The organism is Aurantibacter sp., assembly GCF_042094015.1.
Lineage (GTDB): Bacteria > Bacteroidota > Bacteroidia > Flavobacteriales > Flavobacteriaceae > Aurantibacter.
The window spans coordinates 1-18,782 of the sequence record NZ_JBELDZ010000049.1 but is presented as its reverse complement, the minus strand read 5'-3'; the positions used below and the strand labels follow the sequence as shown (position 1 = coordinate 18,782).

14 protein-coding genes are annotated in these 18,782 nt (G+C 30.4%); 4 read left to right on the top strand and 10 right to left on the bottom strand.

Going from position 1 to position 18,782, the window contains the following annotated elements:
* Window positions 1-111 precede the first annotated feature (111 nt).
* The 6 genes from ACFDSN_RS08275 to mutY all read right to left on the bottom strand — a co-directional run bounded on the left by ACFDSN_RS08275 (window position 112) and on the right by mutY (window position 8,313).
* Entirely contained in the window at window positions 112-3,432 is a 3,321-nt protein-coding gene (locus ACFDSN_RS08275) for a M36 family metallopeptidase (protein ID WP_375239378.1), read from the bottom strand.
* Between the two features lie 86 nt (window positions 3,433-3,518).
* A complete protein-coding gene (gene dgt / locus ACFDSN_RS08270) occupies window positions 3,519-4,859 on the bottom strand; it encodes a dGTP triphosphohydrolase (protein WP_375239379.1) in 1,341 nt (446 codons plus the stop codon).
* Between the two features lie 12 nt (window positions 4,860-4,871).
* Entirely contained in the window at window positions 4,872-5,450 is a 579-nt protein-coding gene (gldD, locus tag ACFDSN_RS08265) for a gliding motility lipoprotein GldD (RefSeq protein WP_375239377.1), read from the bottom strand.
* A 6-nt stretch (window positions 5,451-5,456) separates the two neighbouring features.
* The gene (locus ACFDSN_RS08260) at window positions 5,457-6,764 is read right to left on the bottom strand and encodes a gliding motility-associated protein GldE (protein ID WP_375239376.1); all 1,308 of its coding nucleotides are present in this window, start codon (window positions 6,762-6,764) and stop codon (window positions 5,457-5,459) included.
* Window positions 6,765-6,779: 15 nt separating this feature from the next.
* Complete coding sequence (locus tag ACFDSN_RS08255) at window positions 6,780-7,211, bottom strand: single-stranded DNA-binding protein (protein WP_375239375.1); 432 nt, start codon at window positions 7,209-7,211, stop codon at window positions 6,780-6,782.
* A 70-nt stretch (window positions 7,212-7,281) separates the two neighbouring features.
* Entirely contained in the window at window positions 7,282-8,313 is a 1,032-nt protein-coding gene (gene mutY / locus ACFDSN_RS08250; protein ID WP_375239374.1) for an A/G-specific adenine glycosylase, read from the bottom strand.
* A gap of 132 nt (window positions 8,314-8,445) precedes the next feature.
* Between mutY and ACFDSN_RS08245 the strand changes: the two genes are divergently transcribed.
* Window positions 8,446-8,736, top strand: coding sequence for an HU family DNA-binding protein (locus ACFDSN_RS08245; RefSeq protein ID WP_375239373.1), 291 nt, complete (start codon window positions 8,446-8,448; stop codon window positions 8,734-8,736).
* 303 nt (window positions 8,737-9,039) lie between these two features.
* Window positions 9,040-10,584, top strand: a complete 1,545-nt coding sequence (locus ACFDSN_RS08240) for an Rne/Rng family ribonuclease (protein WP_375239372.1) — start codon at window positions 9,040-9,042, stop codon at window positions 10,582-10,584.
* A gap of 57 nt (window positions 10,585-10,641) precedes the next feature.
* Here the strand turns inward: ACFDSN_RS08240 and ACFDSN_RS08235 are convergent, their stop codons facing one another.
* The 3 genes from ACFDSN_RS08235 to ACFDSN_RS08225 are packed head-to-tail and all read right to left on the bottom strand — an operon-like array spanning window position 10,642 to window position 13,452.
* Complete coding sequence (locus ACFDSN_RS08235; protein ID WP_375239371.1) at window positions 10,642-11,676, bottom strand: aldo/keto reductase; 1,035 nt, start codon at window positions 11,674-11,676, stop codon at window positions 10,642-10,644.
* A gap of 46 nt (window positions 11,677-11,722) precedes the next feature.
* A complete protein-coding gene (locus ACFDSN_RS08230; protein WP_375239370.1) occupies window positions 11,723-12,682 on the bottom strand; it encodes an OmpA family protein in 960 nt (319 codons plus the stop codon).
* 8 nt (window positions 12,683-12,690) lie between these two features.
* Window positions 12,691-13,452: an exodeoxyribonuclease III gene (locus ACFDSN_RS08225; protein WP_375239369.1), complete on the bottom strand. Its 762-nt coding sequence runs from the start codon at window positions 13,450-13,452 to the stop codon at window positions 12,691-12,693.
* A gap of 181 nt (window positions 13,453-13,633) precedes the next feature.
* Between ACFDSN_RS08225 and ACFDSN_RS08220 the strand changes: the two genes are divergently transcribed.
* Together ACFDSN_RS08220 and ACFDSN_RS08215 are read left to right on the top strand one after the other, a co-directional pair.
* Window positions 13,634-17,002: a hypothetical protein gene (locus tag ACFDSN_RS08220; RefSeq protein ID WP_375239368.1), complete on the top strand. Its 3,369-nt coding sequence runs from the start codon at window positions 13,634-13,636 to the stop codon at window positions 17,000-17,002.
* A gap of 75 nt (window positions 17,003-17,077) precedes the next feature.
* Entirely contained in the window at window positions 17,078-17,869 is a 792-nt protein-coding gene (locus tag ACFDSN_RS08215; protein WP_375239367.1) for a hypothetical protein, read from the top strand.
* A 128-nt stretch (window positions 17,870-17,997) separates the two neighbouring features.
* Here ACFDSN_RS08215 and ACFDSN_RS08210 read toward each other — a convergent pair.
* A partial coding sequence (locus tag ACFDSN_RS08210) for a glycine--tRNA ligase (RefSeq protein ID WP_375239366.1) occupies window positions 17,998-18,782 on the bottom strand: 785 nt, incomplete at its 5' end.

Below are 18,782 nucleotides of genomic sequence, written 5' to 3'. Positions count from 1 at the left end.
GACCTTATTGGTTTATCTCCACAAAAAATAGCTGCTAAAATTAAATCTATGTAATAAAAAAGCAACCCTAATATTAGAGTTGCTTTTTTAGTATACAGATTAGTTAAAAACTTATCTTTTAATTATCTTTTTAACCGTCTTATTTATATCAGTTTCAATTTGAATAAAATAAGTACCTGTAGATAAATCTGACATATCTAATTCAGTTTTATTTTGATTAATCGTTTTTAAGTTCTTAGTATAAATAACTCTTCCCGAAATATCAATTAATTGTATATTTAATGTATTTGATTTATTTAACCCAGAAATAGTTACAATTCCATTTGTTGGATTAGGAAACACTTTAAATTCATCAAATACGTTGTCTTGAACACTTAAAGTAGCATTAACATTAACGGTAAAATTAATTGCTTGTGGTGCTAAACTAGAGCCACAGTCATTTGTAAAACTAGCCTGAACTGTCCACGACCCTTCTACTGCAGGATCATTATCTGCTACAGCATTAAAACTTAATGAATTAGTAGTGTATGTTGTTGCGTCTGGACCAGTCCATATCAAAGTACCATCAAATGCTGATGCTGGCAATCTTAAATCTAGATCCGAACCTGGTAAAAACTCTATGTTTCCTCCATTAGAAAAAGAAGTAAATGCTGCAGAATCAATAGAAAACTCAGTATCTCCATCTGTAAGGTCTGGATTTGTAGGGTTAATTACTAAACTTACAGATTTTGCCTTAGCTGCATCTCCTCCTGGAGTTATAGAAATAGGAAATGTTCCTGTTGTTCCTGCTGGTATCCCTGTAACAATCATTGAAAACAAACCAGTATCTTTCATTGTTGCTGGCGAAAAAGTTGCAGATGCACCTGCTGGCAATCCTGAAGCTACGAATGCCGTATCAGTGTCATAAGCGTTTTGCTCATAAAACACGAAATCGTAAACGGTAGATGTTGTGTCTTCACAAATTTCATTAAATCCATCATCACCATTGTCTATTAAGAAATTTGGTGAACAAGTTGCTGGCAAATTATACGCAGCAGTCCCATCAGAAGTAGATCCTGTTGTCGCTTGATTTGCACTTAATCCAACACCTCTCCTAGCAAATGCACTATAAATAATACATCTATTAGCACCTGTTCTAGAACCAGCAACTCCATTACCATAAAGAACATCATCAGCATCTAGTATCGCATCCCTACCATCTACAAAACCAGGATCACAAGCTGTTAATTTCATCCCTTCAACTACTAAATTTAAAGCTATAGTATTACCAAAATCTCCATTTGAATCATAAATATCATCCGTAAAACCATGTACAGCTATTAAATCCCATGTCATATCCCATAAAATACCTGCCCAAACTGAACCAACACCATGAGGAACAGTATACGTTGCATTTGTAGGGTCATTTATTAAAGTTTCATAGGTCATTGGATTGCTTGCAATATCTCCTGAATATGGTGCAGGTCTTATTCCTTGCCCATCTGTTGCTTGACCAACAACAAAAGTTCCTGTACCATTTGTTATTATTCCATTATCTACATTTCGAAGTTGAATTATTTTACCAATAAAATCTCCCCAGCCTTCTCCCATTGATTCTGTATCATTTACACAACCCGAGTTAAACCTACCTCCTACTAATCTAATATTAATTCCATGACCATATTCATGACCAACAACACCGTTATCAAAATCCCCATCAATATTTACAAATGGTGGAGGAGTCGTTGGAGCATTAAACGTTGCATTTATAGTAGAATTAGCCATCTCAGCTATAATTGCATCTCCATCTGCTTGATTAATACTATATGCTGGAATTGAAATTGAGGCATCTGCCCCGCTCATATTTATTTCTCCCGCAACATTATTAACAATCAATATAGCAATTGCTCCTGCTGCTTCTGCTTCTGTAACTTTTAGTATAAAACTACATGCTCCACGTCTAACTATGGCTATATTACCGTTTAAAGCTGCTGCATTAGTAATTGAACCACAGCCATCGTTTGCATCAGTTGATGCTGTTCCTCCTGTATTATCATCTGTTACTAACACTAAATCAGCTGTCTGACCTGTAGCCGGAATATTCCCAGGATCGAAAACATTATCATTAGCATTATAATCTCCAGCTAAAAATGTGTTGTTTATTGTTAATAATGGTAAAGCATTAGGGTCAAAAGCTCCTACATCCCATAAGTACATTTGCATTCTTCCATTTCCACCATCTGCAGGTGTAGAGAAATTAGCATTATTTACTCCACTTCCATCTTGAACATCTGCATCAACAGGATCTCCACCAGAACCTCCATTTGCAAAATTAGATTCCTGGAAATTCCCCGAAGCTTCATCAAAACCATATCTGTAATAAATATCATGAACAGCATTACTCATATAAAATAGTTGTGTAGCAGCTGCATCTATATAAGTACTTGCAGCTACACTTGGTCCTCCATAAGCATAATCAAAAATTAACCCAGCCGAACTTTGATTCGTTAAAGGACCATTTCCATTGTTACCATTTTGGTCATCTCTTGCAATAACATTATTCCCTCTTGTAGAAGTATAAGAACTACCATCGTTATGCCAACCATTTGGAGATGCAATTGCATCATCTGGATTTACAATTAATTCGAAATCACCATGGTTGGGACTTTCTGTATAATAAGGCAAAACTCTATATGAGCTAGCAAGTGCCATCTCTGCTTTTTTACCTTTAAAGACTGAAGAAATAAAATCTACTTTTTTTGCCTTTTTTTCATTAAAACTGTGGTTATGCTTTTTATCGTTTGAAAAACTACAAGACACCACCCAATCATTTTGATTTACAAATTCTCCTGTTGTTGCGTTTATTCTTGTATTCCACCAATGTGAACCATCTCTAAAATCTAAATTAACATTCCAAGTTAAAACAACTTCGTTATTTGAAGTTGGCTCATACACTAAATGAACTTTAATGTCACTTTGCAAATCGTTAGTTTTTTTAAACGTATAAACTCCTTTTTCTTTATCAAATTCTAAAACATTTGACTCTAAGTCTTCGTTTAAACTGTGATAAGCTAAAGCTTTTTTAGCTGCTAAATAAGGACTTAAAGTTGGACTCTGAATGTTTATTTTTGATTCTAAATCTTGGATAAATCTGGTGTTGTTTATACTTATATTATCTTCAGAAACTAAAATATTCGTAATTGTATTTCTTACAATTATATTATTATGAGTCTGAACTAAATAATAATACCATGCATCTTTATTTCTTGAAGACGCATCACTTTGAATAATCCAAGAGTCTAAATCAGATTCCTGATATTTTGCCTTCATCTCTTGATTCAATACGGTTTGAATCTTTTCTAAATTAGTAGGTTTAATTGATTTATCATAATACTGTGCACTAACACAATAAGATACTAAAGCAAAAACCAATAGTAAGTAACTCTTTTTCATAGTTTTTTGGTCGTTAAATTCGAACGTGAAGATAACACTTATTGTTATTATAATAAAAAAATACCGAATAATTTAACAATCAAATACTAAAAGACACCTTTTAACCTGTTGAAATGTAATATAGCTTTAGTGTCGGATAAAAGAGAAATAAAATGAGATACACTTAATAGTCTTTTATAAAGAGAACTATTTTGAAAATCTATAGTAGAAGGCAGATTCTGAACTAATAATTTATCATAAGCTGAATTATTATCAAGATATTGGTTGTTTACTGCTTCAGTATATCTACTTAATAAGGTTTTAATAACCTCGTAACCTACAATCTCCTTGTCAATAACATCCTGACATCTATAAACTTTTTCGACACTTAGATTTATAATATCATTAATTTGAGCTTCGTATTTACTCTTATCTAATAACGAAATGTTAAATTCACCCTTTAAGATAACTTCTTCGTTAGCTATAAAAATTTGAGCTGCTTCATTAATTAAAGTGTTTATTGCTAAAGCTCTTAAGTAACTTAGTCGATCTTGTGTATTCTGTAATTGTGCGTATTTTTCTTTATTTATGGTGCCTCTAACTAAGTTTATTAAATACTCTAAAGCGTATTCTTCAGGAATTAATCCAAGGTTTATTCCATCTTCAAAATCTATAATTGTATAGCAAATATCATCCGCAGCTTCAACTAAAAAAGCTAAAGGATGACGTGAAAAACTTACATCTTGATCTTTACCTCTTTTAATCATACCTAACTCTGAAGCTATTTCTACAAAAGATTCTTTTTCAGATTGAAAAAAACCATATTTTTTATCTGATATAGCATTTGTAGGCTTTTTAGGCAAAGATTCTTTGGGATATTTTGTAAATGCGCCTAATGTTGCGTAGCTTAATCTTAATCCACCTTCTCTACCTTGACGTGATTGTGTTACAATTTTTAAGCCATTAGCATTGCCTTCAAAATCACATAAATCTTGATATTCTTTATCTGTAAGTTGATCTTTATACTTAAGTCCTTCTCCTGTCTTAAAAAATTCTCCAATTGCTTTTTCTCCAGAATGTCCAAAAGGTGGATTTCCAATGTCATGTGCTAAAGCAGCAGATGCTACTATAGCTCCAAAATCGTTTGCTTGATAACCTAATGCGTTTTTTAAATTAGGATGTTTTTCTAATATTTTCTTACCAACTAATCTACCCAAAGACCTACCTACAACACTTACTTCTAAACTATGTGTTAGACGTGTATGAACAAAGTCTGTTTTAGATAATGGTATAACCTGGGTTTTATCTTGTAAACTTCTGAATTCTGTAGAGAAAATAACACGGTCATAATCTACCTCAAAGCCTAAACGAGTTTCGTCTTGTTCTTTTCTTAAACGTTTGTTTTTATCGCCTTGTCTTTTAAGAGATAAAAGTTGCTCCCAATTCATCATAAATTTAGATTATTTCCAAGTAATAGTTTCCATTAATTTTTGGATATCATTCTTTAAATAGTGCGCTGCTGGTAAAATAGAATCGTAATTAGGTTTTGCATAAAAATACAAAGAACCTGTTAAAAAATGATTTGTACTATCCGTTACATAAAATTGTGATTGAGATGCAGCATTTCCTCCAACCTCGTAAAACATTCCATATACTTTACGTTCTTTATTTATATAAGGTTGTTCAACAATATCATCTGCTTTTTTGGTATGCTCTTGTGTGAAATTTTGAGCGTCTATTAAATATTTTTTTAAGTTTTCTGCGGATTTATTTACAGGTTTGTATGTTAAATAAATAGTTCCTTTTAATCTAGGATACTCAATATTTACGGCAATACTTTCTTTGTCTCCTCTAATTTTTGAAATTTTTAAAGTATCCGAAAACGTATTAATATCAAAATTAAAAGGCAAATTAGCATCTTTAGTTTTATAAGTTGCATCAGGATAGCTTAATCTTAATTGTGCTTTTGGTTTTGGAGTGATGTCTTCTTGACATGCCACTAAAAAAGACAATAAAAAGAATGTTAAAATTCTATACATACTATATTATGGTAAAGTTACTTTTAAGCGCTTTATTCTTTTTTTATCTAAAGCTTCTATAGTAAAAACGTAATTCTCGAAATTTATTTTACTATTGCGTTTTGGAAATTTTCCTGAAATCTCTAATATTAAACCTGCTAAGGTTTCTGCTTCTCCTTTTTGGCTTTCAAAAACAGTTTCATCTTCTAGCTTTATAACTCTATAAAAATCTTTTAAAGCTGTTTTTGCCTCAAAAACATAATTTTTATCGTCTAACTTAGAATATACTAGATCTTCATCATCAAACTCATCGCTAATATCTCCAACAATTTCTTCAATAACATCTTCTAAAGAAATTAATCCAGATGTTCCTCCATATTCATCTACAACAACTGCTAAATGAACTTTTCTTTCTTGAAATTCAGACATTAAATCGTCTAGCTTTTTATTTTCTGGGACAAAAAATGGAGCTCTTAAAAGTGTAGTCCAATCAAATGCATCTTGATTATTATGAGGTAATAAATCTTTAACATAAAGAATTCCTTTAATTTGATCTACATTATCTTCGTAAACTGGAATTCTAGAATAGCCTTTTTCTATTAGTTTTGGCAAAATATCCTGAAATGATTCAGTTATGTTTAATGCAAAAATATCTATTCTTGGCTGCATAACTTGGCTAGTATCTGTATTTCCAAAGGACACAATGCCTTGAAGAATCTTCTGTTCTTCATCTGTTGTATCTTCATCACTTGTTAATTCTAAAGCTTGAGATAATTGATCTACACTTAAATTAACTCTTTGTTTTCCTAATTTGTTGTGAATACCAATAGTTATTGCGCGCATTGGCATACTTAATGGTGAAAACACCATATCTAAAACTCTTAGAGGATATGCCATAAATTTTGCGAATTTTACGTTATTTCTACTCGCGTAAATTTTTGGTAAAATTTCTCCAAAAAGCAATATTAAAAATGTAATTAAAACAACTTCAAGAATAAATTTTAATACATCAGATGTAATGCCTGAAAATATAATATCTCCTAAAAAAGCAAAAAGAATTACTACAGCAATATTTATAAAATTATTTGCAACTAAAATGGTTGCTAATAATTTTTTTGGACGTTCTAAAAGTTTAGATACTATAACTATACGCTTATCTGTTTGCTCCTCTTCTAAAACTGATTTGGATAAAGAAAAAAATGCTACTTCTGCCCCAGATATTAAAGCTGAAAATAATAATAAAACAAAAAGTAATATAAAACTAAAAACATCTGTAAACACAGAGAAATCAATAGTTAAAAATGATAATAATAATCGTGTGGGTTCAGGATCCAATGTTATTTTTTTTAATTAAAAAGGTAAATCGTCTTTTTCTGGTTTATCCGAAAGTGTTTTTGCATCAGGTTTTGGTGTTTCGGCTTGATTCTGTATGTTTTGAGAATCTCTTTTGGTACTTAAAAACGTAAAATCTGTAACTTGAATTTCTGAAGAATATCTTTCTACACCTGCATTATCTTGCCATTTTCTTGATTTTATTCTACCTTCTACATAAACTTTATCTCCCTTAGTTAAATACTTTTCACAAATTTCTGCTGCTTTATTTCTTACTACAATATTATGCCATTCTGTATTTGTTACACGTTCGTTTGTTTGCTTATTTACATAACTTTCATTAGTCGCTAAAGGAAAACGACCAACACAATTTCCTCCTTCAAAATAATGCATCTTAACCTCATCTCCTAAGTGACCTATAAGCATTACTTTATTTAAAGTTCCAGACATAATTTTTTAATTTAAATTGCTAATCTACCATTTCAATTTAATAAAGTTACAAAAAAAATAAAAGTTCGTGCTAAAAATTAAATGCTTTTATAAAATTCTCTATTAACACTGGTACAGGAAAATCTTGTAACTGATTTATTTTAATTGATTCACTAAGTTTTTCTTGTGTATTAACAATCCAAAACTTGGTATGAAGATGTTGATGTGATAACTTATGGATTAATGGTTTGGTATTATAAAGTGATAATTCGAAATCATTAAGATGCAATTCATCCTTAATATGTAAAGACACATCTGGTGTTTCAGTTTCAGACAAAGTAATATATAATGGGAACTGATATAAGTTTTGCCATATTCCTTTTCCAATACGTTTTTCTAAAACAACATTATCTTCATTTAGAACAACTAAAAAATTAAAAAACTTAGTAGTTATCTTTGTTTTTTTTAGTTTTACAGGCAATACATTTACTTTGTTTTTATTGAATGCAATACATTTAGGGTTAAATACACATTTACCACATAATGGTTGTTTTGGCTTACAAACCTGAGAGCCATAATCCATTATAGCCTGATTAAAAGCCGCTGGTTTTTTCTTATCCAATAACTCTTGAGCTAAAGCTTTAAACTCTTTAATTCCATTAGTGCTATTTATTGGTGTATCTATTCCAAAAATTCGTGATAAAACACGGTAAACATTACCATCTACAACAGCTGTTTTTTCATTATAACAAATAGAAGCAATAGCACTTGCTGTATAATCGCCAACACCTTTAAGTTTTTTTAGATCAACATAAGTGTTTGGAAAAACACCATTTAATACCTCAACTATATACTTAGCTGATGTATGTAAATTTCTTGCTCTAGAATAATAGCCTAAGCCTTGCCACAAATTTAAAACGTCTTCTTCTTTTGCAGCTGCTAAATCAAAAACTGTCGGGAATTTTAGTGTAAAAGCGGTATAATATGGCCAACCTTGTTTTACTTGTGTTTGCTGTAATATAATTTCAGACAACCAAATAAAATAAGGGTCTTGAGTTTCTCTCCATGGAAGTTTTCTTTTATTTACTGAATACCAGTTAATTAAGTTTTTTGAGAAATTCATTTATAGCTAAAAATATAAAAGTCAAAATTAATCTTTTATTGCTTTAAATTTTAATGAATTACGCTTGAAATATTGAATATTAAATGACTATATTTGCAAGCCTTATAAATTTAGTAACTTAATTACAATAAAATGACTAAAGCAGATTTAGTATCTAAAATTTCTGAAAAATTAGGAATAGAAAAAGGAGACGTGCAAGCTACAGTTGAAACTTTTATGGATGAAGTAAAAACATCTTTAGAAGCTGGAGATAATGTTTACCTTAGAGGTTTTGGAAGCTTTATAATTAAAACTAGAGCAGAAAAAACTGGTCGTAATATTTCAAAAAATACGACTATTAAAATTCCTGCACATAATATACCTGCGTTTAAACCTGCTAAAGTATTTGTAGAAGGTGTAAAAACTAACGTAGAAGTAAAGTAAAAACGAATTATTAATCTAAAAAACCTATTTTATGCCAAGCGGTAAAAAACGTAAAAGACACAAGGTTGCGACACACAAGCGTAAGAAAAGAAGACGCGCTAATCGTCACAAGAAAAAGTAATAAATTAAAAAAGTAGTTGTTAAGACTACTTTTTTGGTTTATTAAAACTCAGTTCTTTGAAATAGAGTTCTACTTAATTTAACAACCTTAATTAAGGTAGAAACTCATTGGATTTAATCATCCTGTGAAAGAAATAATGTATAATCCATCTGTACTTAATTGTATGGATAAAAATTAACGAAATGGAAAAAGAATTGATTATTCGATCTAATCCGGAACATGTTGATTTTGCCTTATTAAAAGATGGAAAACTTATTGAATTACATAAAGATGAAGATGATAACAAATTTGCTGTTGGCGATATATTTATTGCTAAAGTACGCAAAGCTGTTCCAGGACTAAACGCGGCATTTGTATATGTAGGCTTCGAAAAAGATGGCTTTTTACACTACCACGATTTAGGACCTAAAATCTCATCAGTTATAAAATTCACTAAAAGTGTAAGCTCAGGTAAACTTAAAGATTTTTCTTTAAAAAATTTCCCATTTGAACAAGACATTGCTAAAGACGGAACTATTAGCGATGTTTTAAAATCTAATCAATCTATACTGGTTCAAGTTGTAAAAGAACCAATATCTTCTAAAGGGCCAAGAATAAGCTCAGAACTTTCAATAGCTGGAAGATATATAGTTTTAGTGCCTTTTTCTAATCGTATTTCTATTTCTCAAAAAATAGAAGATAAAAAAGAAAAAGATCGCTTAAAAAGACTTGTAAAAAGTATAACTCCACAAGGGTTTGGAGTTATAGTAAGAACAGTAGCGGAAGGCAAAAAAGTTGCCGAATTAGATCAAGATTTACAAAATTTACTAGGTAAATGGAATACAATGTGTAAAAAATTACACAAAGCAAACCATCCTAGTAAAGTATTAGGAGAGCTAAATAAAGCCTCTTCAATTTTAAGAGACATATTTAACGACTCCTTTACAGGAATTCAAGTAGATGATGCACAACTATTTGAACAAGTAAAAGATTATGTGCAAACAATTGCACCAAAAAAGGAATCAATTGTTAAACATTACAATGCTAAAGCACCAATTTTTGAAAAATATGGTGTTGAACGTCAAATTAAAACTGCTTTTGGTAAAACAGTTTCTATGGCAAGAGGAGCATACCTTGTAATAGAACATACAGAAGCTTTACATGTAGTAGATGTAAATAGTGGTAATCGTTCTAACAAAGCAAATTCTCAAGAAGACACAGCTTTAGAAGTTAACTTAATTTCTGCAACCGAAGTTGCAAGACAATTACGTCTAAGAGATATGGGAGGAATTATTGTAGTCGATTTTATTGACTTAAATACTGCCGAACATAGAAAACAACTTTTCGATCATTTACGAGAAGAAATGAAAGACGATAAAGCAAAGCACAAAATATTGCCTCCAAGCAAATTTGGGCTAATACAAATTACAAGACAACGTGTAAGACCAGAAATGAACATTAAGACGCGAGAAGCTAATCCTAATGGAGACAAAGGTCAAGAAATTGAAGCACCAATAGTAATAGTGCAAAAAATTGAACATGAAATTGAACAATTATTAAAAAAAGGTTATAAAAAGATTACGTTAAATACGCATCCTTTTATTGCAGCCTTTTTAACCAAAGGATTTCCGTCTATCCGTTCAAAGTGGTTTTTTGAACATAAAAAATGGGTGAAAATATCGCCAAGAGATGCATTTACTTATCTAGAATATAATTTTTCTGATAAAGATGGCAAGCTCATTAATTAAAAATAAAAACGCGTTACTAAATTAGTAACGCGTTTTTTTGCTTTAAAGCCACTTTTACTATGGTGCTGGATTGGGTATAATACTATGGATTTTATTTATTTCGCCTAATAATTCTTTCGATATATTTACATCAATAGATGAAAGGTTTTCTTTTAGTTGTTCTAAGCTTGTTGCTCCAATAATATTACTTGTTATAAATGGTCTTTGATTTACAAAAGCTAAACTCATTTGTGCTAATGTTAAATTATTCTTTTCTGCTAATTCTAAATACATTTTAGTAGCTTCTGTAGATTGTTCACTACTGTATCTTGCAAAGCGTGGAAATAGTTTTAATCTTGAATTATCTCTTGCTTTATTTTTAATATATTTTCCTGACAAAACTCCAAAAGCCATTGGAGAATAGGCCAATAAACCTATGTTTTCTCTATGAGAAATCTCTGACATATCACCTTCGTAAACACGATTTAATAAAGAATACGCATTTTGAATTGTTATAGGTTTTATTAATTTATTTTTATCTGCTTCATTCAAATAACGCATTGTTCCCCAAGCTTTTTCGTTACTCAAACCAACGTTTCTTATTTTTCCAGATTTCACTAAATCGTTTAATATCTCTAAAACTATATGGAAGTTATCTTGCCAAGCATCTTCTTTTTGCTTTACATAATCCCTTACGCCAAAAGTGTTGGTTGTTCTTTCTGGCCAATGCAATTGGTATAAATCTATATAGTCTGTTTGTAAACGTTTTAACTCAGAATTTACTGCTTCGTTTAATGCTTCTTTAGAAAAACCAGATGTTCTAATATGCGCTGTATAATCTCCTGGGCCAGCAATTTTTGATGCTATAATTAAATCTTCTCTTTTCTGATTTTTTAACCAACTACCAATTATTTTACTTGTTCTTCCTTGTGTTTCTGCTGTTGCTGGAACAGGATATAATTCTGCAGTATCAACAAAATTAACACCTTGACTTAATGCATAATCTAATTGCTCGTGTCCTTCTGCTTCCGTGTTTTGGTTTCCCCATGTCATAGAACCCAAACAAATCTTACTTACTTTTATATCTGTATTCGGTAGCGTTGTATATTTCATATTTAAGAAAAAAATTGTTTCTAATTTAATTGCACAAAAAAAGTAATTATCTTTTCTCTAATAATCTTGAAAGTTGATCTAATTTTGGAGTTAGTATAACTTCTATACGTCTATTCTTTGCTTTTCCTTCTAGAGTTTCGTTAGTTGCTATTGGAGCAAATTCTCCTCGTCCTGCTGCTGTAAGATTATCTCTTTTAATTGCCTTATTTTCTTCTAAAATATTTACAATTGCTGTAGCCCTTTTAGTTGATAAATCCCAATTTCCTGAAATTTGATTCGATCCTTTAAACGGATCATTATCTGTATGTCCTTCGATTAAAACTGAAATTTCTGGGTTTTCTGCTAAAACTTCACCTAACTGCATAACGGCTTTTGCACCATCTTGACCAACAGACCAACTTCCTGGTTTAAATAACAACTTATTTTCCATAGAAACATAAACCTTTCCATCTCGTTGTTCTACAGTTAATCCTTTACCTTCAAAGTCTGTTAATGCACTTGAAATTGAGTTTTTTAGCTCTGTCATAGAAGCGTCTTTTGCTGCTATAACACTTTCTAGCTCTGCTACTCGTTTAGACCTACTTTCTAATTCCGCTTTTAAAGTTTCTAATCTTGCACTTTCTGACGCTAGCGCAGTTTCTTTAGCTTCTAATTGAGCTAAAAGCTCTTTGTTCTTCTTAGTGTTTTCTGATAAAGCTGATGAACTATTTTTCTCTAATGCATCATAAGACTCCTTAAGTGTCTTATAATTTGTTCTTGCTGCTGCTAAATCTGCTACTAATTTATTCTTAGTATCAACTGCTTGATCATATTCAGATTTTAACTTAATAAAGTCGTTAGATGTAGCATTTTTTGTTTTTAATAAAGCCGCATTCTCATCTGCTAGGTTAGAATTTTCCTTTTTTAAATCTGCATATTTATTTTCTAAATCTTTATATACTTTTGGAGACACACAAGCTGTTAACAATACACTTGACAAGGCAAAAGTTACTATTCTGTTTTTCATAATTTATTTTATTTTTCTATTTCAACTACTATTGGACAATGATCACTGTGCTTGGCTTCTGTTAAAATAAGCGCTCTTTTTATTTTTGGTTTTAAGGCTTCTGAAACCATTGCGTAATCTAATCGCCAACCTTTATTGTTCGCTCTAGAATTTGCTCTATAACTCCACCAACTAAATTCTTGTTTTTCGGGATGAATAAAACGAAAAGAATCAGTAAAACCAGAATCTATAAATTGGGTTAACCACTCGCGTTCTTCTGGTAAAAAACCTGAAACACCTTTCATTTTTGGATTATGGATATCTATAGCTTCGTGACAAATATTATAATCGCCACAAACAACTAAGTTTGGATGTTCTACTCTTAATTCTTTTAAGTAGGTTTTAATCGAATCCATATATCCAAACTTAAATTCTAGTCTTTCAATATTTGTTCCGCTTGGTAAATACATACTCATTACAGAAATATCGCCAAAATCTGCACGAATATTTCTTCCTTCAAAATCCATCTCTTCTATTCCAGTTCCATACGCTACGTGATTTGGTTTTACTTTACTTAAAATAGCCACACCACTATATCCCTTTTTCTGTGCCGAGTACCAATAGTTATATTTATAACCAGCTTCTTCAAACACACTTAAATCTAATTGCTCTTTATTTGCTTTAATTTCTTGTAAACACAATACATCTGGGTTAGCACTTTTTAACCAATCTATAAACCCTTTTTTTAGAGCTGCTCTAATACCATTTACATTGTACGAAATAATTTTCATTAGGAAATTTTAAAATGAATTTTAGCTAAAGTAAATAATGCTTTACTTTTACACTATAAAACTTACTGTTTTTTATGAAATAATTCTATAAAAATACAGTTTACTCACTATGAAATATTGTCTTTTTATAATTCTTTTTTTTATAAGTTGTGTTGCTTTTTCGCAAGACGATTTACAGGATTTGAGTACTAAAAAAATGGCTGTTTCAGATTCTATAACTATAGAACCTTTTAGTATTACACCATATCGATTTAAAATAACTACAAAAAGTGGAAAAACAATAGATTCCACAAACTACAGCATTAATTTTAGTACCGCTACATTAAAATTCAAAAACACTATTGACTCTGATAGTATAATTGTAAGTTACAGAAAATACCCTGAATTTATTACTAGAATATATAGAGGTTTAGACACTGATTTAATAGTAGAAAACAATAGTAATCAAGAAAAGCTATATAGTTTTCAAGAACCTACGGAAGAAAAAGTATTTAAACCTTTTGATGGATTAAATACATCTGGAAGTATTTCTAGAGGCGTTACCGTGGGAAACAACCAAAACTCTGTTTTAAATAGTGAATTAGATTTACAAATCTCAGGAAAACTAAACGATAAAATTACCTTAAGAGCAAGTATTCAAGATGCTAATGTTCCATTACAAGAAAGTGGTTATTCGCAACGTTTAGACGAATTTGATCAAATTTTCATAGAGCTTTACACTAACAGATGGTCTATTAGAGCTGGAGATATAGATCTCCAAAATAACACATCTTATTTTGCTAATTTTAATAAACGTGTTCAAGGTTTACTAATGTCTGCAAACATTGAAAATGAAACCAATGAGACAAAGGTTTTTGCTGCTGGCGCATTAGTTAGAGGCCAATTTCAAACCTACCAATTTACTGCACAAGAAGGAAATCAAGGTCCGTACAAATTACAAGGTGGAAATGGAGAATTATTTGTTTTAATTGTTTCTGGAAGCGAAACAGTTTCAGTTAACGGAATTGCATTACAAAGAGGAGAAAACAAAGATTATATTATAGATTATAATGCTGGAGAGCTAATTTTTAATTCTACTTATCCTGTAACTTCAGAAATGCGAGTTAATGTAGATTTTCAATATAGTGAACGTAATTATTCTAGACTTGTTGTTTATGCAGGTGGAGAACACAAAGGAGAAAAACTAGAGGTTTATGCTACTGTATATTCTGAAAATGATTCTAAAAATAATCCCTTACAACAAAATATAAGTACAGAACAAGCTACTATTTTAAGTCAAGCTGGAGACAACCAAGCACTTATGACTACAAATTCCGAAATTGCAGAAACTTATAACGAAAATCGTATTTTATATAGAAAAGACGTAATTGGAACAGAAACTATTTATGTTTTTTCTACAAATCCTGATGATGAATTATTTAGTGTTCGTTTTACAGATGTTGGACAAAATAATGGTGATTATATTTTAACAAGTTCTAATGCTATCTCTAATATTTTTGAATATGTTGCTCCTGTTTCTGGTATTTCTCAAGGAAGTTACGCTCCAATTGTACAACTTATTGCACCTACAAAACTACAAATCGCCACTGTAAACGGTAGTTATAAATTTAGTGAAAAAACAAAAGCACTGTTTGAAATTGCTGCAAGTAAAAATGATTTAAACTTATTTTCTGATATAGATGATGAAAACAATAACGGCTTTGCTGGAAAACTAAACTTAACCAGAAACTTAATTAAAAAAGATAGTCTAAATCTATTATCTGTTTATACAGATGTGGATTTTATAGATAAGGATTTTAGAAACATTGAAGGATTATATGAAGTGGAATTTAATAGAAATTGGAACTTAGACCAACCAACAGGAAACCAAGTTGTTAGTAATTTGGGGGATCAAATACTTGCAACATCTGGCTTAATTTGGACAAAAAAAGACAAACTTAATTTAAACTACAAATTTGAGTATTTAGACTTTGAAGATAACTTTAAAGGAAGTAAACACAGTGTAATCTCTAATTACAAATACAAAAATCTAAATATTAACACCAATACAAGTCTTTTAAATACAGATGAAATTAATGCGGAATCACGGTTCTTTAGAACTAACAATAGAGCTGTATATAGTTTAGAAAAAAAATGGTTTGGAGCTGGGTTTTCTTCGGAAGAAAATAAAAAAAGAATAAAAGACACAAAATTACTTACAGATTTAAGTCAGCGATTTATTGCTTATAATGCCTTTACAGGAATTGGAGATAGTACTGGTGTTTTTGCAGAAGTTGGATACAAATATCGAGTAAACGATAGTTTGGTTAACAACAAGCTAGAAGAAGTAAACAAAAGTAACACCTATTATATAGACTCTAAATTAATAGAAAATTCAAAAACTAACCTAAGCTTATTTGTAAACTACAGAACGTTAAATTATTCTGACACAACTATTTCTTCTGAAAACTCATTAAACTCTAGATTACAATATAATCAGAAATTCCTTAAAGGATTTATTCAAAGTAATACAACTTTCGAAACCAACTCTGGTTCTATTCCAAGGCAAGACTACACCTATGTTCAAGTAGAATTAGGTCAAGGCTCATACGTCTGGATAGATTATAACACTAATAACATTCAAGAATTAGAAGAATTTGAAATAGCGCCTTTTCAAGACCAAGGCGAATATATTAGAGTGCTATTACCTAATCAAAATTTCTTAAAGACACACCAAAATAGATTAAGTCAAACCCTAACATTAAACCCAGGAAACTGGGTAAATTCAGAAAAAAAAATCAGTAAAATTGTATCCCATTTTTATAATCAAACTAGTTATTTAATAGATCAAAAAACAGAACGAAATGGAGATAATTTTAACTTAAATCCATTTAGAAAAAACGAAGACGAACTTTTAGGTCTTCAACTTAATTTTAGAAACACTTTATTTTATAATAGAGGAAAACAAAAATACACTACAAGTTATTCCTATTTAAGCAATTCTGCTTCTAACACCTTAACTTTTGGATTTATAGAAAACGAATTAACAAGTCACATTCTAAATTTTAATCATAAAATTAAAAATAGCTGGTTAGTTACTATAGAGACTAATTTAAGTAATAGTATTAGCGAAAGTGAAAATTTTAGCAGTAAAAACTTTAATATTGATAGCGAAACATTTTTTCCAAAACTATCTTACTTATTAACCGAAAACACACATTTTGATGTCTTCTATCAATACTTAAACAAAAATAATACTATTGGTAATTCAGAAGCTTTACAACAAAATAAGTATGGTTTAAGTTTTGGACTAACTCCAAAAGACGCTATAAAAGGAACTGTAAGTGGTGAGTTTAATGTAATTAACAACACCTTTTCTGGAAACACAAACTCGCCCGTTGGTTATCAATTACTAGAAGGGTTACAGCCAGGTAAAAACTTTACTTGGAATGTTATTGCTCAAAAGAAAATTACCAAATACTTAGATTTAAATTTCACTTACTTTGGTAGAAAAACGGAAACTAGCAGAGCAATTCATACAGGAAATATTCAATTAAAAGCTTATTTTTAATAAAACAGGTAAAGTAGTTTTAAAACATCTTTTTTTATATATTGTAGCAAATTTTAAAAACACAAACTACCACTTATGAAAAAATTTGCTCCTTTACGTATAGCATTAGCTATATTTTGCCTTGCATTTACTACTAGTTATGCACAAGATAAGCCAGTAAAAACCTTATTAAATTCATACATACAATATAATAACACATTAAACGATAGCACAAGTGTTATTAAGTTAACTAATTTAATGCACGAAAAGTTTAATAACAACACTACTTATGTTGGATTGGCTGGTGCTTTAAAAAGATTTAATTCTAATTTAGAAGAAACTAAAGTTGAACTAAAAGAAAAAGCAAAAGACAATAATTACAATTTTAAATTAACTTTAAAAGATGTTGTTTACGAATCTCAAAAAGATAACGCAGGAACTATTTCTGGCGTTGTAGAGTTTGTTTCTACTATAGACGGACAAATTACAGAAAAAGGAACTATTCTAATTAATTTAATTGCAACTAAATATGTTGGCGACTGGAAAATTATCCAGATTAATACAGTTAAAATTTCTGAACAAAGTGAAGTTGGAAACTGTGTAAGCTATATATTCTCTAACGGAAATTCTTACCATAACTCAGAAACTTATTACCCAGCTGGCGTAAAATATGAGAGAGAATTTCAATCTTTTAGAATTGGAAAATCTCAAGGCGAACGTGCTATTGTAAACAGAGGAGATAATAATAAAACTTTTATCTGGAAAGAAAACGGAAATGTTTATAACGGAAAAGAATTAATTGGTAACGCTTTAGAAGGTAAAGCTGCAGTTAAATTAGTAATCCAACATGCATATTCTAAAACATGTACAGAGTTTACTTTTAACTAGTAAATGGTTTATAGACGTTAGTTTTTAGACAACTTATTCTTATAAAAAAAGTCCCAAAACTGAATTTCAGTTTTGGGACTTTTTTTATTTACTCAATTGCTACACTTTCAAATTATCGCATTAATAACCTACATTTTCTGTAACCAATGTTTTACATCTACTTCTTGAGCAATAATAGCTTTTAAATCTGCTATAGCAACACGTTTTTGCTCCATAGTATCTCTATGTCTAATAGTAACGGTTTTGTCTTCAATAGTATCATGATCCACTGTAATACAAAATGGAGTTCCTGCTGCATCTTGACGTCTGTAACGTTTTCCTACTGCATCTTTCTCATCGTATGTTACATTGAAATCCCATTTTAAATCTTCAACAATTTGCTTTGCTATTTCTGGTAACCCATCTCTTTTAATTAATGGGAAAATAGCTGCTTTTGTTGGTGCTAAAACTGCTGGTAATTTTAAAACCGTTCTTGTTGTATTATTCTCTAATTCTTCTTCCATTAAAGAGCTAGAAAATACAGCTAAAAACATACGATCTAAACCAATAGAAGTTTCTAACACGTAAGGTGTGTAACTCTTGTTTTCTTCGTGATCAAAGTATTGTAATTTCTTACCAGAATGTTCCTCGTGCGCTTTTAAATCGAAATCTGTACGAGAATGAATTCCTTCTAATTCTTTAAATCCAAATGGAAATTTAAACTCAATATCAGATGCAGCATCTGCATAATGTGCTAATTTTTCGTGATCATGAAAACGATAATTATCAGCGCCTAAACCTAAAGATTTATGCCATTTTAAACGATTTTCTTTCCAGAAATCGTACCATTCCATTTGTGTTCCTGGTTTAATAAAAAACTGCATTTCCATTTGTTCAAACTCACGCATTCTAAAAATAAATTGTCTTGCAACAA